Origin of the sequence: Succinivibrio dextrinosolvens (assembly GCF_900116345.1) — a bacterium.
GTDB lineage: Bacteria > Pseudomonadota > Gammaproteobacteria > Enterobacterales > Succinivibrionaceae > Succinivibrio > Succinivibrio dextrinosolvens_B.
The window spans coordinates 1-21,059 of record NZ_FPAH01000007.1; the positions used below are offsets into that span (position 1 = coordinate 1).

The 21,059-nt window shown below is 42.7% G+C and carries 20 protein-coding genes; 17 read left to right on the plus strand and 3 right to left on the minus strand.

Translation table 11 applies throughout. From position 1 onward, the window contains the following. Positions 1-208, minus strand: a 208-nt coding sequence (locus tag BM308_RS03400; RefSeq protein ID WP_177214409.1) for a POTRA domain-containing protein, incomplete at its 3' end; no start/stop codon positions are given. Between the two features lie 291 nt (positions 209-499). Next, positions 500-1,258: a M15 family metallopeptidase gene (locus tag BM308_RS03405; protein ID WP_218152529.1), complete on the minus strand. Its 759-nt coding sequence runs from the start codon at positions 1,256-1,258 to the stop codon at positions 500-502. A 319-nt stretch (positions 1,259-1,577) separates the two neighbouring features. Here BM308_RS03405 and typA point away from each other — a divergent pair, with 319 nt between their 5' ends. From typA to BM308_RS03480, 16 genes are all read left to right on the plus strand, one after another. Then, entirely contained in the window at positions 1,578-3,416 is a 1,839-nt protein-coding gene (typA, locus tag BM308_RS03410; RefSeq protein ID WP_074942891.1) for a translational GTPase TypA, read from the plus strand. Between the two features lie 202 nt (positions 3,417-3,618). Beyond that, entirely contained in the window at positions 3,619-4,719 is a 1,101-nt protein-coding gene (glnL, locus tag BM308_RS03415) for a nitrogen regulation protein NR(II) (RefSeq protein ID WP_083425423.1), read from the plus strand. Then, on the plus strand, positions 4,719-6,155 hold the full coding sequence (locus BM308_RS03420) for a sigma 54-interacting transcriptional regulator (protein WP_074942892.1): 1,437 nt from the start codon (positions 4,719-4,721) through the stop codon (positions 6,153-6,155). Before glnL ends, BM308_RS03420 begins: the two co-directional genes overlap by 1 nt. A 291-nt stretch (positions 6,156-6,446) precedes the next feature. Then, on the plus strand, positions 6,447-6,581 hold the full coding sequence (locus BM308_RS13585) for a hypothetical protein (RefSeq protein ID WP_306705067.1): 135 nt from the start codon (positions 6,447-6,449) through the stop codon (positions 6,579-6,581). A gap of 81 nt (positions 6,582-6,662) precedes the next feature. Further along, the gene (locus tag BM308_RS03425) at positions 6,663-7,514 is read left to right on the plus strand and encodes a MetQ/NlpA family ABC transporter substrate-binding protein (protein WP_074942894.1); all 852 of its coding nucleotides are present in this window, start codon (positions 6,663-6,665) and stop codon (positions 7,512-7,514) included. A gap of 33 nt (positions 7,515-7,547) precedes the next feature. After that, a complete protein-coding gene (locus tag BM308_RS03430) occupies positions 7,548-8,561 on the plus strand; it encodes a methionine ABC transporter ATP-binding protein (RefSeq protein ID WP_074942895.1) in 1,014 nt (337 codons plus the stop codon). Next, positions 8,562-9,239 carry a methionine ABC transporter permease gene (locus BM308_RS03435; RefSeq protein WP_218152530.1) on the plus strand — a complete coding sequence of 226 codons (678 nt, stop codon included), beginning with the start codon at positions 8,562-8,564 and terminating at the stop codon, positions 9,237-9,239. Positions 9,240-9,260: 21 nt separating this feature from the next. Then, positions 9,261-10,421 (plus strand): pyridoxal phosphate-dependent aminotransferase, encoded by a 1,161-nt coding sequence (locus BM308_RS03440; RefSeq protein ID WP_074942897.1) that lies wholly within the window; start codon positions 9,261-9,263, stop codon positions 10,419-10,421. A gap of 307 nt (positions 10,422-10,728) precedes the next feature. Then, positions 10,729-11,250, plus strand: a complete 522-nt coding sequence (locus BM308_RS03445; RefSeq protein WP_074942898.1) for a 2-oxoacid:acceptor oxidoreductase family protein — start codon at positions 10,729-10,731, stop codon at positions 11,248-11,250. Further along, a complete protein-coding gene (locus tag BM308_RS03450) occupies positions 11,251-11,532 on the plus strand; it encodes a 4Fe-4S dicluster domain-containing protein (RefSeq protein ID WP_074942900.1) in 282 nt (93 codons plus the stop codon). After that, entirely contained in the window at positions 11,532-12,689 is a 1,158-nt protein-coding gene (gene porA / locus BM308_RS03455) for a pyruvate ferredoxin oxidoreductase (RefSeq protein WP_074942901.1), read from the plus strand. The genes BM308_RS03450 and porA overlap by 1 nt, the downstream gene beginning before the upstream one ends. A 2-nt stretch (positions 12,690-12,691) precedes the next feature. After that, positions 12,692-13,588 carry a thiamine pyrophosphate-dependent enzyme gene (locus BM308_RS03460; RefSeq protein ID WP_074942903.1) on the plus strand — a complete coding sequence of 299 codons (897 nt, stop codon included), beginning with the start codon at positions 12,692-12,694 and terminating at the stop codon, positions 13,586-13,588. 23 nt (positions 13,589-13,611) lie between these two features. Further along, positions 13,612-14,949 (plus strand): phenylacetate--CoA ligase family protein, encoded by a 1,338-nt coding sequence (locus BM308_RS03465; RefSeq protein WP_074942904.1) that lies wholly within the window; start codon positions 13,612-13,614, stop codon positions 14,947-14,949. Between the two features lie 417 nt (positions 14,950-15,366). After that, positions 15,367-16,224 (plus strand): class I SAM-dependent methyltransferase, encoded by an 858-nt coding sequence (locus tag BM308_RS03470; protein WP_074942906.1) that lies wholly within the window; start codon positions 15,367-15,369, stop codon positions 16,222-16,224. Between the two features lie 25 nt (positions 16,225-16,249). Beyond that, positions 16,250-17,407, plus strand: a complete 1,158-nt coding sequence (locus BM308_RS03475; protein WP_074942907.1) for a trans-sulfuration enzyme family protein — start codon at positions 16,250-16,252, stop codon at positions 17,405-17,407. A gap of 10 nt (positions 17,408-17,417) precedes the next feature. Further along, positions 17,418-18,329, plus strand: a complete 912-nt coding sequence (locus BM308_RS03480) for a PLP-dependent cysteine synthase family protein (RefSeq protein WP_074942909.1) — start codon at positions 17,418-17,420, stop codon at positions 18,327-18,329. A 129-nt stretch (positions 18,330-18,458) separates the two neighbouring features. Here BM308_RS03480 and BM308_RS03485 read toward each other — a convergent pair whose 3' ends face one another. Next, positions 18,459-19,796 (minus strand): MATE family efflux transporter, encoded by a 1,338-nt coding sequence (locus BM308_RS03485; RefSeq protein WP_074942910.1) that lies wholly within the window; start codon positions 19,794-19,796, stop codon positions 18,459-18,461. A gap of 630 nt (positions 19,797-20,426) precedes the next feature. Here BM308_RS03485 and BM308_RS03490 point away from each other — a divergent pair. Beyond that, on the plus strand, positions 20,427-21,035 hold the full coding sequence (locus BM308_RS03490) for a DUF3334 family protein (protein WP_074942912.1): 609 nt from the start codon (positions 20,427-20,429) through the stop codon (positions 21,033-21,035). Positions 21,036-21,059: the final 24 nt, after the last annotated feature.

The following is a 21,059-nucleotide window of genomic DNA, read 5'->3' on the forward strand; positions in this document are numbered from 1 at the left end:
CAGTCAGATCATTGAGCAGATTCTGCAGAGTCTTAATGGTAATTTCCCTGCCCACGTATGGTTTTAACACCGACTGAAGTTCACTTCTGCTGAGCCTGACCTGAGATTTGACTTCAACATTGTTTAAAGTCTGAGCACATACAGAGCCGGTAAATACCACCAGCACAGCAAAGGCAAGATTTAAAAGAATTTTTCTGATTCCTGTCATAAACATACCTGCTTAATTCACATAAAGGTAAAAAAACGGGGGCGGCAAACATCCGAGGACTCATTGCCACGAGTCAGAATTTTTTGATTTAGGAATTCCGCACCCGGATAAAAAAAATGAATGTGGAAATTATGCGGTGGGAAATTTTGGACTTCCGCGTAAGGGGGTCATTTTTTTCCAGAATTAAGGGGATATAACAGATATTACTTTGATTTATAAGGGATAAAAAAACAGAAAAGCACATATTCAAAAGGCTTGACATGTACTTAATTTGGATATTTGAAGGAAAATTTAATAGGATGAGAGCTGCATGGTCTCTTTTTCAAAATGACAGTAATCCTTTAGAGTTCTCCACTCTCCTCCCCAGGTAAAGCCATGAGAGATAAAGAGCTTATAGGCAAGATCCTGCTTATCAATCTTGTACACGAAGTTATCATCGCGTTCGCAGAATACTCCGGAGTTCATGGGCTGTACAAATAAGGTACCATCCTTTTGAAGCTTGCAGTAAGGATTAGTACGTGGATTTAAATCGACTGCAAGCCCTCTGGCGTGATAGGACAGATAGTCAGATCCGGTAATGAAACGGAATACAAAGCAGGAGGTGTTGTTTTCCCTCATCTGGATCTCATCATCCGCATTGTATTCATCTGCAAGACGAATATGGGCAATAGGGTATTTGTTCTTGTAAAGAATAAAGAAGATTTCACGGAGATCTTCGGCAATGGCTCGATTGCAGACCATCTCTCCCAGTCTTACCTTCCTGTCATAATCCACGTGCAGAAGACGGAGATAGCGCAGATCCTCCCTTTTTATAAAAGGGTTTTCCTGATAGGTCTTGCCCTGCATTTTCTCCCAAACAGCATCCGGGATTTCACTTAGAGTAAAAAAGCTGTTCTCCCCATAGGAATTTAGAAGTTCTGTCTCAATCACATCACCACCATTAATACTGTTGATGTCGACTACCTTAGGCTCCTCAGCAAAAACCATGGAGCTTAATGCACATGACAGCAGTAAGCAGCAGCAATTTTTTTTCAGGGAAAAACAAGACATAAACACTCCTCCACTATACATAGAGTATACATGCAAATTAATGCACTATACTTTCTTAATGCAAAATGCTCACTGTCCGTGCAGACAGATTTAATCCTGTCTGCAGGGGAATTTGAGGAGGTTGTTTGTATAATACATTTTTCAGCCCAACAAAATGCGCTTAATAACTCATTGAATACGATATAAATGCCATTCTACTGATAATTTTTTTTAATCTTTTTTTTAAGAAAATGTTACATAGGTCAAAAATGGTATACAATAGCGCATATTTTTTTTCTTAAGACTCAAAGTCAGAGTTATTTATCTTGGGGTTTACCACATGGATGTTCAGAAGATCCGTAACATTGCTATTATTGCTCATGTTGATCACGGAAAAACAACACTAGTTGATAAATTACTGCGCCAGTCAGGAACTCTTGACCGTAACGAAATCGGTCAGGAACGTATCATGGACTCAAATGATATCGAAAAAGAGCGTGGTATTACTATCCTTTCAAAAAATACTGCTATCAACTGGAAAGATTACCGCATTAATATCGTTGATACCCCAGGCCACGCTGATTTCGGTGGTGAAGTAGAACGTGTTATGTCCATGGTGGACTCAGTACTGCTGCTTGTAGATGCTGTAGACGGCCCAATGCCTCAGACACGTTTCGTAACTCAGAAAGCTTTCGCTGCAGGTTTAAAGCCAATTGTTGTTATCAACAAGTGTGACCGTGAAGGCGCAAGACCAGACTGGGTTATTGATCAGATTTTCGATCTGTTCGACAATCTTGGCGCAACAGATGAGCAGCTGGATTTCCCAGTAGTTTATGCTTCAGCATTCCAGGGCTGGGCATCTTTAGAGCTTGATAATCACGGCGACAACATGGAGCCATTGTTCCAGGCTATCGTTGACAAGGTAAGCCCTCCAGATGCTGATCTTGAAGGCCCATTCCAGATGCAGATTTCATCACTTGATTTCACCTCATATGTTGGTGTTATCGGTGTTGGCCGTGTAAAGCGCGGTGTTGCCAAGGCAAATCAGCCTGTAACCATCATTGACCGTGACGGCAATACCCGTACCGGTAAGATTGGTCAGGTTCTAGGTTATTTAGGACTTCACAGAACTCAGGTTGAGAGCGCAGAGGCTGGTGACATTATTGCAGTTACCGGTTTAGGTGAGCTGAAGATTTCTGATACCATCTGTGACAACTCAGCTGTTGAGGCACTTCCTGCCCTTTCAGTTGATGAGCCTACAGTTTCCATGAACTTCTGTGTGAACACCTCTCCATTCGCAGGTCGTGAAGGCAAGTTCATCACCTCAAGAAACATTGAGGAAAGATTACGTGAAGAGCTGGTTCACAACGTTGCTCTGCGTGTAGAAGCCACTGAAGATACCGACAGATTCAAGGTATCAGGCCGTGGTGAGCTGCACCTGTCAGTTCTGATTGAAGAGATGCGTCGTGAAGGCTATGAGCTGGCTGTATCACGTCCAGAGGTTATTCTTCACAAGGAAGGCGGCAGAACTCTTGAGCCATACGAGATCCTGACACTGGATCTTCAGGAAGAGCATCAGGGTCCTGTTATGGAAGAGCTTGGTCTGCGTAAGGGCGAGCTGAAGAACATGGTTCCAGATGGAAAGGGTCGTGTTCGTCTTGACTACCGTATTCCTGCCCGTGGACTTATCGGTTACCAGTCTCTATATATGACCTTAACCTCAGGTACCGGCTTAATGTTCCACACCTTCGACAGCTACGATGAGTATGCAGGTGGCAGCATCGGTGAGAGACAGAACGGTGTTCTGATTTCAAATGACACCGGTAAGGCTGTTCCATATGCTCTATGGTTCCTGCAGGAACGTGGCAGACTGTTCGTATCTCCAGGTGAAGAGATCTATGAGGGTGAGGTTATCGGACTACACGTTCGTTCAAACGATCTGACTGTAAACCCATTAAAGACCAAGAAGCTGACTAACGTTCGTGCAGCAGGTTCAGACGATAACATTATCCTGACCCCAGCTGTTAAGATGACCTTAGAGCAGGCTCTTGAGTTCATCAACGAGGACGAGCTGGTTGAGGTCACCCCTCAGAGCATCAGAATCCGTAAGAAGAATCTGTCCGAACTTGATCGTGTTCGTGCCTTCAGAGCCGCTGGCGGAAAGAAAGCTGACGAATAAGTCTAAAGTTTAGACCTATAAAGCCTGTCCCATTTTGGTGCAGGCTTTTTTATTCCCAAAAATTCTATATAGATCAAGTTAATATCAAGTTTAGAAGTCGTATAACGTAAAATTGTGCACTATTTTTGTGCCTTTTTCAAATTTTGTGATAAAGTGTAAGAAAATATCACGTGCACTATTATAGAACGTTATAGGCAATCTGATGTCCGAAATTGATAAGGCAAATGTATTAGAAAACCTGACAACGGCGGTAATGATCACCAATAAGGATATGAATATCCTTTACGCGAATACCGCTGCTGAACAGCTGTGTGGAATATCGAGAAATCGTCTGCAGACACAGAAGCTGTCCGATCTGGTGGATAGAGAAGAAATCACGCTGATTGATACGTTGAATAATCCTGATTTCAATATCAATTTCCAAGGTTTCTCTGCCGCTGACGTGCGTTTTTCTCCTTTCCCAGGCAAATCTTCTAAAGCCGACCTTACCATCTTCCAGTACACAGACAATAATTTTGACGGATTCCTAGTTGAGATTCATCCTATCGCTCATCAGGAAAAACTTATCAATCAGGCACAGCAGAACTTCCAGTACAATGCTGCCCGTGACCTTATCAGAAACCTAGCCCACGAGATCAAGAATCCTCTAGGAGGCATCCGCGGTGCAGCTCAGCTTATCGAAATGACCTACGCGAACAAGGTTGAAAATCTTAAGGAATACACCAAGGTCATTATTGAGCAGACTGACCGTCTAAAGGTTCTGGTTAACAACCTTTTAGGACCTCAGCGACCAAATCCTCTAACCGAGGTCAATATTCATTATTTAATTGAGAAGGTTTTAAAGCTGGTACAGATGCAGGATAACTGCAAACGTATCAGAATAGAGAGAGACTACGATCCTTCTCTGCCAGAGCTGGCCTTAGACTCTGATTCAATTGAGCAGGTGATCCTGAACATTGTCAACAATGCTATTGATGCTCTGGATAACGAGGCCTTTACCGATCCTTTCATAAGAATCAGAACCCGCGCCAGCTTCAGAACCATAATCAGAGAAACAAAATATCCGCTGTGTATGGTTATTTCTATCATCAACAACGGACCACAGATTTCAGAACAATTAAAAAAGACCCTGTTCTATCCAATGGTTACCACCAAGCCTAACGGAAACGGCCTGGGCTTATCCTTGGCTCTTAACATAATCGAACGTCATAATGGAACCATTGAGTGTCTGTCAGATGCTCACGAAACCGCTTTTAGAATAATTTTACCAGTCAAAACAGAAAATCACGGAGAATACCGATAATGAATCCAATGATTTGGGTAATAGACGATGATGCAAGCATTCGTTTTGTTTTCGATAAAGCATTAGATGTTAACAGCATTAATCACCGTTTATTTGAGAATGCAGAAGCTGCTCTTGAAGCAATTAAAAAAGAAACCCCTGATGTAATCGTATCAGACATCAAAATGCCTGGCATCGACGGCCTTGAGCTTATCAAAGCAGTTCACGAGGTTGATGAGAACATTCCATTCATTATCATGACTGCTCATTCAGATCTCTCAGCTGCAATTGATGCCTTCAATGAAGGTTCCTTTGAGTACCTGCCTAAACCATTCGATATCGATCAGGCAGTTGCAGTTATCAGAAGAGCAGCTGTTCACAGAGTAAACATGCTGCAGCTTGTAAGCCAGAGAAACCGTAATACCCTGATGAATGCTCCTGTGGAGCAGAAAGAGGAAACCGAGATTATCGGCAAATCCCCAGCAATGCAGGAAGTCTTCAAGTTTATCGGACGTGTTTCCAAGACCGACCTTCCAGTTCTAATCCACGGTGAAATCGGTACCGGCCGTGGACAGGTTGCGAAGGCACTCCACAATCATGGTGAGAGAACCGGCAAGAGCTTCGTATCTATCAACATTTCCTCTATTCCACAGGAAATGGTTAAGTATGAACTATTTGGAGATGTCACCAAAGATCCTTCAAACTGCGCAATCGCCAAGGCTGAAGGCGGCACACTGTTCATCAGTGAAATCAATGATCTGCCAATGGACTGCCAGTCAAGACTGTTAAAGCTGCTGCAGACCGGCGAATACACTAATATCGACAGCACTACAGCAATCAAGACAAACATAAGAGTTATAGCATCAACCTCTCAGGATTTAGAGGCTAAGATTGCCAAGGGCACTTTCAACTCAGATCTGTTCTACAGACTGAACATCATCAATATCAATATTCCTCCTCTAAGAGACAGAAATAATGATATTCCGCTTTTAACCAAGCACTTCCTGGCTCAGGCAGCAACCGAAGGACACACCGAGCCTAAGAAGCTGACCTCGGAGGTTCTGGTATTCCTGTGCCGTCTTCCATGGCCAGGCAATGTCCGTCAGCTTAAGAACCTGTGTAAGTATCTGACCATCATGGTTACCGGCCGTGATATTCAGCTTGTTGATCTGCCATCAGAGTTCCTGCATGCCAACAACAATCAGACCAAGAATACCTCAAACAGTACTGTTGCCAAGGAAAACCAGTCCTGGCAGGATATGCTCAGAAGCTGGGTGGATGCAAAGCTCAAGGCTGGTGAACGTGATATCCTTAATGAGGCTGTTCCAGAGTTTGAAAAGGTTATGCTGGAGGCTACTCTGACCTTTACCGGCAACCACAAGCAGGAATCTGCAAAGCTTTTAGGCTGGGGTAGAAATACTCTGACCAGAAAGATTAAGGAACTGAACCTTAAATAAGCTTTTGTAAGTTTCATAGTAATGCAATTTTTAAGTGCAGGCCGGTTTCTTCGGACCTGCATTTTTCTTATTAAAAGTAAAAAATTTCCTTAAAACACTACCATTACCTTATTAAATTCCTTTATATTTATCTTTATATTCAAATAGTTAATACACAATTAGTTAAAAACTATAACTAACCATTAAAAATTAGTATTAGCCAAATAATTCGTTACAGATCAAAATAACCACATCGAAAGATAACCAACAATAAAAACAGAAATCCTCTAAATAGAAAATTTAAGGAATATTATGAAAAAGAATCAGCCATTACAGAAGGAAACAGTCTTCCAGAGAGAAGTTGTTATCCTTTCTGATTTAAGAATTACCTTCAACAAATATTCTGACAGTACCTCCAACTGTATGTGTATGTGCATGTGCATGTAGCACAAACCTTTCTCAGTATATTTCAAATAGTTTAATTAAGTTTTTATATGCAGTTTTTTTATGACTGTCAGGAGTTTTATCATGTCAAAATTATCAAAGAAGAATATTTTACTTACTGTTTTTTCAGTATTTTTAGCATTAAGCGTAACCGGATGCGGTGATGATAACAGCAAGTCAGCCAAGGCCGACACTGTTCCTGAGCACATCAAAATCGGTGTAGTACCAGGACCTTACAAGGATCTTCTGAAGAACCACCTGACCAAGGTTATTGAGAGTAAAGGCCATAAGCTTGATTTCGTGGAGTTCTCAGACTGGGTTCAGCCGGATTCTGCTCTTGATGCCGGAGAAATCGATGCCAACGTATTCCAGCACTCAATCTACCTCAAGGCCATTGTGGAGAATCAGGGACTTAAGCTGGATGAAGTTATCAATGTTCCAACCTTAGGTCTGTTTGCCTTCTCAGATAAGGTTAAATCCTTAGATGATCTTAAGGATGGAGCACAGGTTGCCTTGCCTAATGATGCAGTTAACCTCTCACGCGCTCTAAGATTTGCCCGAGATGCAGGAATCATCACCCTTAAGGCTGACAAGGATGATCTGAAAGCCTCTATTGCGGATATTGATCAGAATCCAAAGCATCTGAACTTTGTACCAATGGAAGCCGCTCAGCTGCCTCGTTCACTGGATTCAACCGACCTGGCTCTGGTTCCTGGCAACTATGCCTATGAAGCAAAACTGCCATTTGACAAAGCACTTGCCAAAGAGAAGGTTTCAGAGCCAATCAAGCTGGTAGTTGCCGTACAGAGTGACCGTGTAAATACCGTCGGCGCCTTCTTAAAGGATGCAGTGGCAAGCCGAGAGTTCACCTCCTCAGTTAATGCAGATCCTGCCTACAGAGATTTTGCCAAACCACAGTGGTGGCCAGCCAACTGATAAGAATAAAAACAACCTTTAACGGAAAGAAAAATGATCAGATTCGAAAACCTAAGTGTTAAGTTCAGAAATACAGATGCCGAATATACAGCTGTAGACAGAGTGAACCTAACCATTAATAAAGGTGAGTTCTTCGGAATAGTAGGAGCCTCAGGCGCTGGTAAGTCAACCCTGGTACGCACCGTAAATCTTCTGCAGAAACCAACCTCAGGTAATGTGTATATCAATGGGGAAAACATCACAAACTACACTGGGGTAAAGCTCAGAAACCTAAGACAGAGCATCGGCATGATCTTTCAGCATTTCAACTTGATATCCAATGCCACTGTCTATGACAATATTGCTTTTGCCCTTAAGGCATCAAAAACTCCTGTAAAGGAGATTCAGAAAAAGGTACCAGAACTTTTAAAGCTGGTGGGACTTGAAGATAAGGCGGATTTATTTCCGCCATCATTATCCGGCGGTCAGAAGCAGCGCGTGGCAATAGCCCGCGCTCTTGCCAACAATCCACAGATCCTTCTATGTGATGAGGCTACCTCCGCGCTCGATCCTGACAACACCAAGGAAGTGATTCAGACACTGCGTAACATTAAGAATCACTATCCTATCACCATTCTGTTCATCACCCATCAGATGGAGGTTGCAAAATCTCTGTTTGACCGAATTGCAGTAATGGAAAAAGGTCGTCTTGCGGAGGTAGCTCCTTCCTATACCCTCTTTGCAACACCAAAGTCTGAGGCAGCTAAAGCTCTTATCAGCAGTGATTACAGAAAGACTGTGCCAAAGAAGGTATTAGAGCAGGAGAAAGACCTCTACATGATCACCTATAAGGAGGAAGGAGCCTTTGATCCGGTCATTTCAGACGTATCAAGAAAATTCCTGAAGACTGATGTGTCCATTATTGAAGGCAACATTGAGTATGTGCAGGACAAACCAATCGGCAGACTGCTGATATCCCTGCGTTCAAAAGATAACAAAGACAAGGAATCCGTAATTCGTTACCTTGAACAGAAGACCTTTATAACAAGATTAAATGCGGAGTCTTAAATGAACAGTGAACTAATACAATCAACACTTAATATTCTGCAGAATGAATTTGCAAAATCCATATATGAAACCGCTCTGATGATCGGTATATCCTTTTCCTTAAGTCTGGTTTTCGGACTTGCCCTGGGATTTGTACTGTATCTGACTTCCGGTAAGACCTTTTTTGAGAGAACCATAAGTCTGAACAAGACGGTATCAGCGTTTATCAATATTATCCGCTCCATACCATTTATCATTCTGGTGGTATTCTCACTGCCTTTAACCTTTATTCTGGTGGGCACCAAGATCGGACCGATTGCAGCTTCAGTTCCACTTTCAATTGCAGCCATTGTCTTCTTTGCAAGACTGGTTGAAAGTGCCCTAAAAGAGGTTGATGCAGGTGTCATTGAGGCTGCCATAGCAACAGGTGCCTCACATTTTCTGATTATCAAGAATGTGCTTTTAGTTGAAGCCGCACCAGCAATTGTCAGAGGTATTACCATAACCTTTATCAACCTTATCGGCTGCTCAGCAATGGCCGGAATGGTCGGTGGCGGAGGTATCGGTAATCTTGCAATCCAGTATGGCTACTATCGTTATGAAACCGGTGTTATGATCTTTACCATTGTGGTACTGGTTGTCATCGTACAGCTGGCTCAGCTTACCGGCGACAGAATTGCAAAACTGCTGACCCACTAAACTGACAGAATAAGGATACTCATGATTACTCTAAGTGAAAGAACAAAATACTTTACTGATTCGGTCATACGCCGTATGACCAGAATCTGCAACGGCTGCGGCGCCATCAACCTCTCTCAGGGCTTTCCTGATAATCCGCCGCCAATTGAAATGACCAGAAGTCTTTCAGAGATTGCTCTTTCAGGACCTCATCAGTATTCAATCACCTTCGGTGCACAGGACACCAGAGAAGCTCTCTCAGCAAAAATTGAACACTTCTCTGGTATTCACTACAACCCTGATACCGAACTGTGTATAACCTGCGGCGGAACCGAGGCCATGATGAGTGCCGTCATGGCAACCTTAAATCCTGGCGATAAGATTGCAATCTTCTCTCCTTTCTATGAGAACTACGGCGCTGATGCCATTCTCTGCGGAGCTGAGCCAATTTATGTTCCACTGCATACTCCTGATTTCTCCTTTGATGAGAAGGAACTGGAGAAAGCCTTTGCACAGGGAGCAAAAGCTCTGATCCTGTGCAACCCATCCAATCCTAGCGGTAAGGTCTTTACCCGTGATGAGCTTCTAACCATTGCAAAGCTTGTGGAGAAATACAATGCCTTTGTGATTACTGATGAGGTTTATGAGCATATTATCTTTGAGCCTTACCAGCATACCTATTTTGCCTCTTTAGAGGGAATGAGAGAGAGAACCATTATGTGTAACTCTCTCTCTAAGACCTACTCTATTACCGGCTGGAGATTAGGCTATGTTGCTGCTCCTCCTGAGGTTATGGACAGAATCAGAAAGGTACACGACTTTCTGACCGTGGGTGCAGCCGCCCCTCTGCAGAAAGCTATTATTCAGGGACTGACTCTTCCTGATTCCTACTATCAGGAGGTAAGAGCCCTCTTTACCCACAGAAAGAATCTTTTCTGCGGTGGACTTAGAAAGCTTAATCTTGATTTTTATGAGCCTCAGGGAACCTATTTTGTGATGGTGGATATCAGCTCCTTTGGCTATAAGGACGATTATGAGTTCTGTCTTGATCTGGCCAATAAGATTAAGGTCGGAGCAGTACCTGGATCCTCCTTCTTCAAGAAGAAGGAAAACCGCTATATAAGACTGCACTTTGCCAAATCAGATGAGGTTCTAAACAGTGCATTAAAGAATCTTGAAAATATATTTACGTTAAAAAAATAGCATCAGACTATAACTCTGCTGCATTTTATTTTATACAGATTTACACATACCTCGTTCATAACTCCTTATTTTTCAATTAAATAAGGAGTTTTTTCTTTGTCTAAATTCTTCATTATAGCCAATACTTATAACTGACAATAAAAATATAGTATTAGACAGATTTTTTCCTTTCTATAAAATCATACCCATTAGATAACAATCTGAATTATTAAACAAATAAAGAGAATTATTCAGAAGTTATAACCACAGAAAAGAATAATAAAAAAAGCTATATAAAGTTATAGCTATTAACTATAAGGTTAGATACATGTACGAGATTTTATGGCATGGACGAGGCGGACAGGGTGCATTTACAGCAGCAAAGCTATTATCTGCAGCCTGGACCTTCAAGACAGATGAGAATAAGGCTTTAGCCTTCCCTTCCTTCGGTCCTGAAAGACGCGGTGCTCCGGTTCGTGCCTTTTCAAGACTGGGAACTGGCTCCCTGGGAGATCGCTCTCAGATAAGAAAAGCTGATTACGTTGTGTTCCTGGATGACACACTTTTTGATGATCATGCCTATGAGGAATTAAAGGACGGCGGAAAAATCATCCTGTGCACAGCTAAGAAAGTTGAGGATAACAGAGTCATCTGCATTGACGGTCAGAGAATTGCCCTGGAGATTCTGAAAAGACCTATCACCAATACTGTGGTCCTAGGTGCACTGCTAAGTGAGTTCAAAGCCATAAGTGTTGAGAATTTAGAGTCAGCAGTAAGAAAGATTATGTCAGCAAAAATAGCACCTCTGAATCTTGAGGCTATTAAAAGGGCCTATGAGGAGGTTGCCTAAATGATTCGTGATGCAAAGGACTTTACATCCCTGGGCAACATCCCGTTTGCACCGGCCTACGAACATACTCTGGTTTCGGTCAACAGCGGTTTCAGAACTGAAAAACCGGTATGCGACAGGGAAAAATGCAACGGCTGCTTTCTTTGCTACCTGTACTGCCCTGACGGAGTTATCAGCAAGGATGGTGAAAAAGTTGTCATAGATTATGACTACTGCAAGGGCTGCGGAATCTGTCAGAAGATCTGCCGTAAGAACGCAATTGTGATGGAGAAGGAAAGATAATGACCAAGGAGTTTCTCTCAGGTAATGAAGCATTTGCTTATGGAGTAAAGCTCTCAAAGCCTCATGTTATCTCTGCCTATCCGATTACCCCACAGACCACTGTGGTAGAAAAGCTGGCAACTCTTGTAGAGAGCGGAGAATTAAAAGCAGATTTCATCCATGTTGAGTCAGAGCATTCAGCCCTATCAGCTGCTATAGGCGCAAGTGCCGTAGGTGCCAGAACCTTTACAGCAACCTCGTCTCAGGGGCTTCTGTATATGGCTGAATGCCTTCCTTATGCAGCAGGCGGAAGATTTCCGATTGTAATGATGAATGCCAATCGTTCTACTGCTCTGCCATGGAATATCTACGGTGATCAGCGAGATTCACTGACACTTCTGGATTCCGGCTGGATTCAGTCATATGCCAAGGATGCCCAGGAGGCTTTAGATCTGGCTTTAATGAGTTTCTATATTGCAGAGGATAAAAGAGTTGCTACCCCTGTAATGGTAAACCTGGACGGCTTTACACTGACTCATACCTATGAGGCGGTTGAGGTACCGTCAGATAAGGAAGCGGAGGGATTTCTTCCAGATTATGAAACAGATAACAAACTCTCACTTGAAGAACCAAAGAATATGGCCTTCACTGCAGGACCAGACACCAATACCGAATTTAAGTATAAGGAACATCTGGGCGTACTTGCAGCAAGAGATGTCATTACTGAGTGTGAAAGACGTTTTAAGCAGTTCTTCAAACGACAGTACTCAGGACTTGTTGAACAGTACCGTACAGAGGACGCTGAATACGTAATCATAACTCTGGGCACACTGTACAAGAGCGTCTGCGAGTGTGTGGATAAGCTTCGAGATGAGGGTAGGAAAGTCGGCTGCCTCAGACTCAGATATTTAAGACCATTTCCTCATGAAGAGCTGATCTCAGCTTTAAAGGGAACCAGAGCTATCGGAGTTTTGGAGAAGGATATCTCTTTTGGTAATGAGGGAACTGTCTATACCAATGTCTGCTCAGCTCTGCAGCATCAGGGAATAGCAAACCCCTGCTCAAACTATATAGCAGGACTTGGAGGAAGAGATGTACCGCTTACAGATATAGAGGAAATATTCTCAGATCTGGAGCATGAACAGTCAGGCGTCCGTTTTGTAGGACTTGAGGAATAACTATGAGCGTTAATGTAAATACTCTAAGAGAAGAGGAATTCTTCTTCGGCCACAAGGCCTGTGCTGGCTGCGGCGGAGCCCTGGCAGTGAGAATCGCGCTCAAGGTTATAGGACCAAACGCGATTGCGACAATTCCTGCAGGCTGTATGTCTGCTGTCGGTTTTAACTTTCCACAGCTGTGCTTTAAGAACAACGCCATAATTTCAACCTTTGCCGGTACCGCCTCAATGATGACAGGAATTGAAGCCGGACTTAAGGCTTTAGGCAAGAAGGATTACAAAGTGGTGGGCTTTGCTGGAGACGGCGGTACTGCGGATATCGGTATCCAGGCACTGTCAGGAGCAATCGACAGAAACGACGATGTACTCTACATATGCTATGACAACGAAGCCTATATGAACACCGGTATTCAGAAAAGTTCGTTAACCCCTTTCGGAGCTAAAACAACAACCACTCCGGCAGGAAGAAATATTAAAGGAAATCAGAAGGTTAAGAAAAACATGTTTGAGATTGTGGCAGCACACGGCATCAGCTACTGCGCCACAGCCAGCATAGGTTATCTTCAGGATTTCATGAACAAGGTGGAGAAAGCCGCCTCGATCAAGGGAACCTCCTACATTCATGTACTGGCTCCATGTCCTACCGGCTGGGGAATCAGAACCGACGAGTGTATTGAGGTAGCCAAGGAAGTAGTGGACTGCGGTCTGTGGTATCTGGCCGAGTATGAAAACGGTACCTACAGACTTAACCGAAGACCACGAGAGTTTACAGATGTGGCCCACTACATAAAGCGTCAGGATCGCTTCAGACACTTAAGCGACCTGGAGATTAAAGAGATTATCTTGCAGAGAGATGCCAAATGGCAGCTTCTGGATAAACAATACTTTTCAAAAAATTAACGATTTAAAAGAGGATATTTAAAATGCCTATTAACGATAGCAAATACTGGAATAAGGATCTGGAGACTATTTCTCGAGAGGATCTTGAAAAACAGCAGCTTATTGATCTTAAGAAGATCGTCAAATACGCCTACGATAACTCTCCTTACTACAAGAGAGCTTTTGACAATGCAGGTGTAAAGCCAGAGGACATCGTAACCCTAAAGGATATCGAGAAGTTCCCATTCATGGATAAAAAGACCCAGCGCGATACTCAGGGCAAGGGTTCTTTCCTGGGTGAACTGTGTGCTGTACCTGAGAATGATGTGGTCTTTATTTCAACTTCATCAGGTTCAACCGGCGTTCCAACCATCTCTCCTTTCACTCAGAAGGATTTTGATGAGTTCCAGGAAACCGAGGCCCGCTGGTTCTGGCAGGTTGGTGTAAGACCAAATGACCGTTATGTACATGCACTGAACTTTTCTCTGTACGTGGGAGGACCTGATGTTATCGGTGCCCAGAAGACCGGAGCACTTTGCATCTGGGGCGGTACCCTGCCATCAGAAAGACTGCTGTGGGTTCTGCAGAACTATAAGCCAACCGTAATCTGGACCTCTCCATCATATGCATGGCAGTTAGGTGAGAAGGCCTTAAAGAACGGAATCGATCCTAAGAAGGATTTAAACATCAAGAAGATCATTGTTGCAGGTGAGCTTGGAGGTTCCATCAACGAAACCCGTAAGGCAATCGAGGAGCTGTGGGGCGCTGAGGTTTATGACTTCTACGGTCTGTCTGATATCTTCGGAGCCTGTGCTGCAATGTGTGAATACAAGGATGGTCTTCACATCGCTGAGAATCACATTCTGGTTGAAACTGTTGATCCTCAGACTGGTGAAGTGCTGCCTCCAGGTTCAAAGGGTGAGTTCGTATTCACAACTCTGCGTAAGCATGCCCGTCCTCTGATCCGTTTCAGAACAGGTGATATCGGCTGGATCGACACCTCAGTCTGCAAGTGCGGAAGAACTCATGGCCGAATCCATGTTCTAGGACGTAAGGATGATATGTTCATCGTAAGTGCAGTTAACGTCTTCCCATCAGATGTTGAGGCAGGTATCAGAAGTATTCCAGGTCTTACCGGTGAGTACCGCATCAGAATCTTCGATCAGGATTACACCTGCAAGTATGCGGTAGAAGTTGAGAAAAAGGCAGAGAACGATCAGGACGATGCAGAGGTAATCAGCACCGTATCCAACACTCTCAAGGCCAGAATCGGTGTAAAACCAGCCAACGTGGTGGTGCATAAGGATGGAGGTCTGAATACCCGCTCTGAGCATAAGTCAAAGCGTGTAATCGACGAACGTGAACACAAGCTCGCCTCATAAGACAGCTTGAAAATATAAGGCATCAGTAAAACTCCGTTAAACTGATGCCTTTTTAAGCACTTTTAAATCACCAAAATAGGGAAAAACTACAGAATTCAGCCTGAATTTCCACGAAATAGATATTTTTTAAAAAAAGTTCTTTATTTCATTTTTCTGTTGTTGTATAAATAAATTAAACAAAGGGAATATTTTACTATGACAAATTTACATTTACATAGCAGAACAGAGAACACAGACATCAGTCTGCGTGCCAGTTCCTTTGTTTTCTCTCCAAAGAACCTCTCTTTATACTGTTGTTGCTGTTGTTGTTAAGATAAACAGCTAATACAGGCATTTACTTTAATAAAGTAAAGTTACATCAAAGCAGAAAGCTTTGATTACTGCAATAAAAATCAACACAGAAAGTGGGATTGAAAAATGACAACATATCAGGGCAGCGTTACAGCCAGAATTTGCGCATGGGCAAGAGCATACTATTCAAAAAGCGAAAATCAGCCAAGTTTTAATGATTATCTTGCAGAGAAAATCATTGAGGAAGACAGAAGATTACTTCTAAGGCTGATACTTAAAAACCGCAGACAGCAGCAGGGGGTTTTCAAGAAAAAGGTTCTTGATCTGCTCCTGCCAATTCCGGTCTCCAGAAGCATCTTTGCTGAGCGCGAATTTACTGAATTCAAAAAGAAAAATCCTAATGCTCAGTATCTTATTCTAGGAGCTGGTCTTGATACCTTTGCCTGGAGAAACGAGTCAGAGAATATCAGCTTCTTTGAGGTTGACCATCCTTTCTTCCAGAACATCAAAAAGCAGAGGATCACAAATCTTAAGCTTGAAAACAGGGCGATCTTCGTACCTGTAGATTTCAGAACCGACTCTCTTTTAGAAAAGCTTGAAGAAGCCGGCTTTGACAGCAGCAGACCAACCTTTGTAACCATCATGGGCGTGTCCTATTACCTGAACTTTGAAACCTTCCTCTCTACCCTGAGAGATATCCGCAAGCTTTCTTCAAATCTGACAGTTCTCTTTGATTTTTATGAAGAAAAATCACTGACCGATACAGATGGACGTTTTGAGGAGTTACGAAATCTCACCTCAAAACTTGGGGAGCCAATGAGTGAAGGCTATAAGGCTAAGAGTGTTGTCAAAGGGCTTGAGGAGCTGGGTTTTAACGTTCTACATCTTAATCCTGAACAGATTAAGGAACAGTTTATAACCGGACATATTCATAACCTTAAGGGCTACAGCAACGTTCACTTTATAAAAGCAGAAAAGAACTAAAAAAGAGAAAACAAGGAAATTAATCATGAAAAACTATTCACATATCGAAACCTCATTCATTCACGGCGGCATCAGTACTGACGAATATACTGGAGCAGTAAATGTCCCAATCTATCAGACCTCAACCTATGCCCAGAAAAACATTGGCGGTGATGTAAAATGGGAATACTCAAGAACCGGCAATCCTACCCGAGCAGCCTTAGAGAGTCTTATTGCCGAGCTTGAGGGCGGCGATGCAGGCTTTGCCTTCGGTTCAGGAATGGCAGCCTTAACTGCCGTAATCTCCCTGTTTAAAACCGGAGATAAAATCCTGATTTCATCCAATGTCTACGGTGGAACCTACCGTGTTTTAGACAAGATCTTCTCAAACTTCGGCATTACCTATCAGATTACCGATACCACTGATTTAAAAGCCTTTGAAGAGGCTATCACTCCTGAGGTTAAGGCAGTGATTATTGAGACTCCTGCCAATCCTCTTTTAACCATCACTGATCTGAAGGCAATTGCAGAGATTTCCCATAGACACAACCTTGTGGCAATTGCCGACAATACCTTTATGACTCCATATCTGCAGAGACCGATTGAACATGGATTTGATATTGTGGTTCACAGTGCCACCAAGTATATCGGCGGTCATTCTGATGTGGTAGCCGGTCTGGTTGTAACCAGAAATCCAGAAGACTCAAAGAGAATCGCTTTTATTCAAAATGCAACCGGTGGTGTTGCCGGACCTTTTGATTCCTTCCTCATGATCAGAGGCATCAAGACTCTGGCTGTACGTATGGACAGACATGCTCAGAATGCACAACAGATAGCTGAGTATCTGCAGCTGCATAACGGAGTTAAAACCGTTTACTATCCTGGTCTTGCAGGTTTCAAAGGTCACGAGATCCACCACAGACAGGCAAAAAACGGCGGTGCCATGATTTCCTTTGAGCTTACAGAGGATTATGACATTAAGAAATTCTTCCCAAGCCTTAAGCTGATTACCCTGGCCGAAAGTCTTGGCGGTGTTGAGTCTTTAGTATGCCATCCAGCCTCCATGACTCATGCTTCAATTCCAAGAGATCTTCGAATTAAGCTTGGTATTACCGACAATCTCATCAGACTTTCTGTAGGCATTGAGAATGCCTCAGATCTGATCTCTGATTTAAAACAGGCCATTGATAACAGCAGAATATAAGGAGGGAAAAATGTTTTATTACAATTCAATCAAAGATCTTATCGGCAATACCCCACTGGTAAAACTTAATCAGGTTGTGGAGAGTTCCTCTGTAAATCTCTTTGCCAAGCTTGAGCTGTACAACCCCGGCGGCTCAGTAAAAGACCGTACCGGTACCTACATGATTGAGGATCTGGAAAGAAAACAGCTTTTAAAAAAGGGCGGTACCATTATTGAGGCCACCGCAGGAAATACCGGCCTAGGTATAGCCATGGCCGCCCTAAACAAGGGATATAAGATTATCTTTGTTGTACCAGAGAAATTCTCTGAGGAAAAACAGATTCTGATGAAGGCTCTGGGCGCTGAGATTATCAGCTCTCCTCGTGAGGAAGGTATGCTTGGAGCCAGCAGACGTGCTGAAGAATTAAGAGCAAAGATCCCTGACTCTGTAACCTTAAATCAGTTTGGCAACATGGCAAATCCACTGGCTCACTACGAGACTACCGGACCTGAGATCTATAAGGCTCTGGACGGTCAGATTGATTATGTGGTGGCAGGTGCAGGCTCAGGAGGTACATACAGCGGAGTACTTAAGTATTTAAAGGAGCAGAATCCTGATATCAAAGGCATTCTTGCTGATCCATACGGCTCCACCATGGGTGGCGGTGAACACCATGACTACAACATCGAAGGCATCGGTAACGATTTTATTGCTGACACCATGGATATCAAACTGGTGGATGAGGTTATCAAGGTCTCAGATGACGATGCCTTTGAAGCTTCCCGTCTTCTGGCAAGAAAGGAAGGCATCTTTGCCGGCTCTTCCTCAGGTGCAGCACTAAGTGCCTCTTTAAAGCTGATAGCAAAGGGAGTTAAGGGTAACATCGTCACCATCTTACCAGACCGCGGCGACAGATATTTCTCCAAGAAATTATACAGTTAAGAATTAATTTTCTTGTTCAATGTTGGCTGGGACAACGGATATGTCAGGATATTCTCCTGCGAACTCCGATGCTTCCAGCTTTTTTTTCAGCTATACACCAGTCCACTCTTTTCACGCCAAACTGTCTGCCTAAGAGTTAAAACCGTATTTCACACTGCACTTTTTCATGCAGAACCAGGTTAAAAGCAGGGAGCTGATTTCAGCTACCACGATAGCCAGCCAGATACCGTTAGAGCCGATCAGCACCGGCAGAACCAGAATAGCTCCGATTTCAAAGATAAAGGTTCTGAAGATAGATATCACCGCAGAAACCATACCGTTGTTCAAAGCAGTAAAGAAAGCTGAACCGAAGATTGCGATACCGCTGAACAGGAAGGATACAGCATACAGCTTTAAGGCATGAGAGGTCAGATAGCACAGCTCCTTATCATAGCCCACAAAGATCTGAGCGAGCATATCAGAGAAAACCTCTGATACCAGTACAATGACCGCACCGCCGATTAAAACCAGTTTCAAGGCTCTCAGCAGAATCTTCTTGAGCATCATCTTTCTTCTTGCTCCAAAGTTATAGCTGAAGATTGGAGCACTGCCTGTAGCAAAACCATAGAAAGCTGCAGTGAAAAGGAAGCTTAGATACATGATGACGCCAAAGGCTGCCACTCCGTTATCTCCATAGGCTTTTATAAGCTGGAAGTTATAAACGATAGTAACCACACTTACCGCAATATTGGTAACCATCTCAGACATGCCGTTAAAGCAGGAGCGACTCAGAACCCTGAAATCAAACTCAGGATTCTTTGAAAGTGACAGCAGCGAATCATTCTTTGATGAAAAATAAATCAGAGCGACCGTAACACTTATAACCTGAGATAACACGGTAGCGATGGCAGCTCCCTTTAGTCCCATCTCAAAGACGATAATAAACAGCGGATCCAGCAACATATTGAGCACACCGCCAAAAAGTGTGATGCAGAAGCCCAGCTTTGGTTTTTCGGCAGTAACGAAGAAGCCCTGCAGGGTAAATGACAGGATAAAGAAAGGGGTAGATAAGAACAGATAGTCTGCATACAGAGTTGCATAATATAAAAGCTCTCCCTGTGCCCCGAGCATCCTGGATAAATCCTCGGAGAAGCAGAAGCAGACAATGCCAAATAAGGAACCTATACCCAGCATCGCGTAGATAAACATGGAGAAATAGGCATTGGCCTTCTCCTTATCTCCTCTGCCAAGACAGATACCAACCAGAGCATTACCGCCGGCTCCGATCATAAGGCCGATTGCTGCGGCTATAGGAAACAGAGGATATATAAGGTTAACCGCAGCAAAAGGAACCTTTCCCACAAAGTTGGAAACAAAGAAACCGTCCACCATGGTGTAAATGGAGGTAAACACCATCATGGCTACAGCGGGGAACGTAAAGACAATAAGTTTATGACAATCAAAGTTATCAGATAAATGTATTCGCATAGAAAGCTCTCTTGAGCTCTCAAAAAGAACTTATTGCAGTCCGATTTTACGCTGTGACGAAGAGACAACAACCTTAAGAAAACCTTGCGGCTATCTTTAGAGGATGAAAATCCGAGGATATTTTATTGAGAAATTTTTTGACTTTATAGAGTGATGTTAATGCACTTTATAATCGGACTTAATGAGTTCTTTTTGAAAACTTCTTGTTATTAAAAAAATTTCTAACCTATTTATAAGGCTAGGTGGACAAATCAGACTTATCAAAATTAATCCGTAAGGAAGATGAAGCCTTTCTCACGTTCAGAATTTTGAGGATGTAAAAGATCACAGTGTAAAGATTTTTGCTTGGAAAAAAATTTAAACATCGCCTTGTTTTTACATTAATGACGAACGCAGAGTTATCCGCTTAGCCGTCATCGCAAGGGGATCAGAAGAAGTTAAAGAACAGAAAGTTTGAACTGTTTCTCATAATAAATTAATTTTTTTCTTAAAATATCCTCTTGATTTTACGAATAATTACTTATTTAAAGATTAGATTAATCCTGATTAATCCAAAATTAGTGATCCTAATACTACATTTATTTGAATCGTAACCTAAACTTAAAAGCAGACACTTGTTATGGAGGGTGTATGGCTAAAAAACCAAAGATTATTGGCAGCAACGATATTATGTTATCTCTATGCCAGAGTGTTTCTTCTGTTTTAACTTCAGCAACTGGTAAAAAAACAGACTTCGTGCCACTGATTCAGAAAATTTCAAAGACTGTTCTGACTCCAGATATCGGTACCTTTGTGATGTTTACCGGTTCCTTCTCAGGTATGGTGGTTATTAATTTCCCTAAAGAAACCGCAATGGAGCTATACAAAGCCTATCTGAGCAACATGGGTCTGCCTGAATCTGAAATGGCTAAGAACTATACTCAGGACGAGGTAAGTAATTCCTTAGGTGAGTTAATGAACCAGATTTTAGGTGATTTTACTCGTTCAGTTAGTGATGCATTGCATATTAGGATCGACCAATCACAGCCAAAAATGTTAGTATTACCACGTGAAGTTCAGATTAATATTTCCGTTGATCTGGATAATCCGATTTTCGGTAAGGTAACATTCAATACAGAATCAGGAAATGTATTCTATGTTGAGCTTGCCATGGACGATACTACATTTACTGCTATTCGTGATTTTGAGTCAAAGAACACAGAATCCCCAGATGATATTTTGGAGCAGTATAAAGTTTAACGAGACTTAGATATTTATACATGA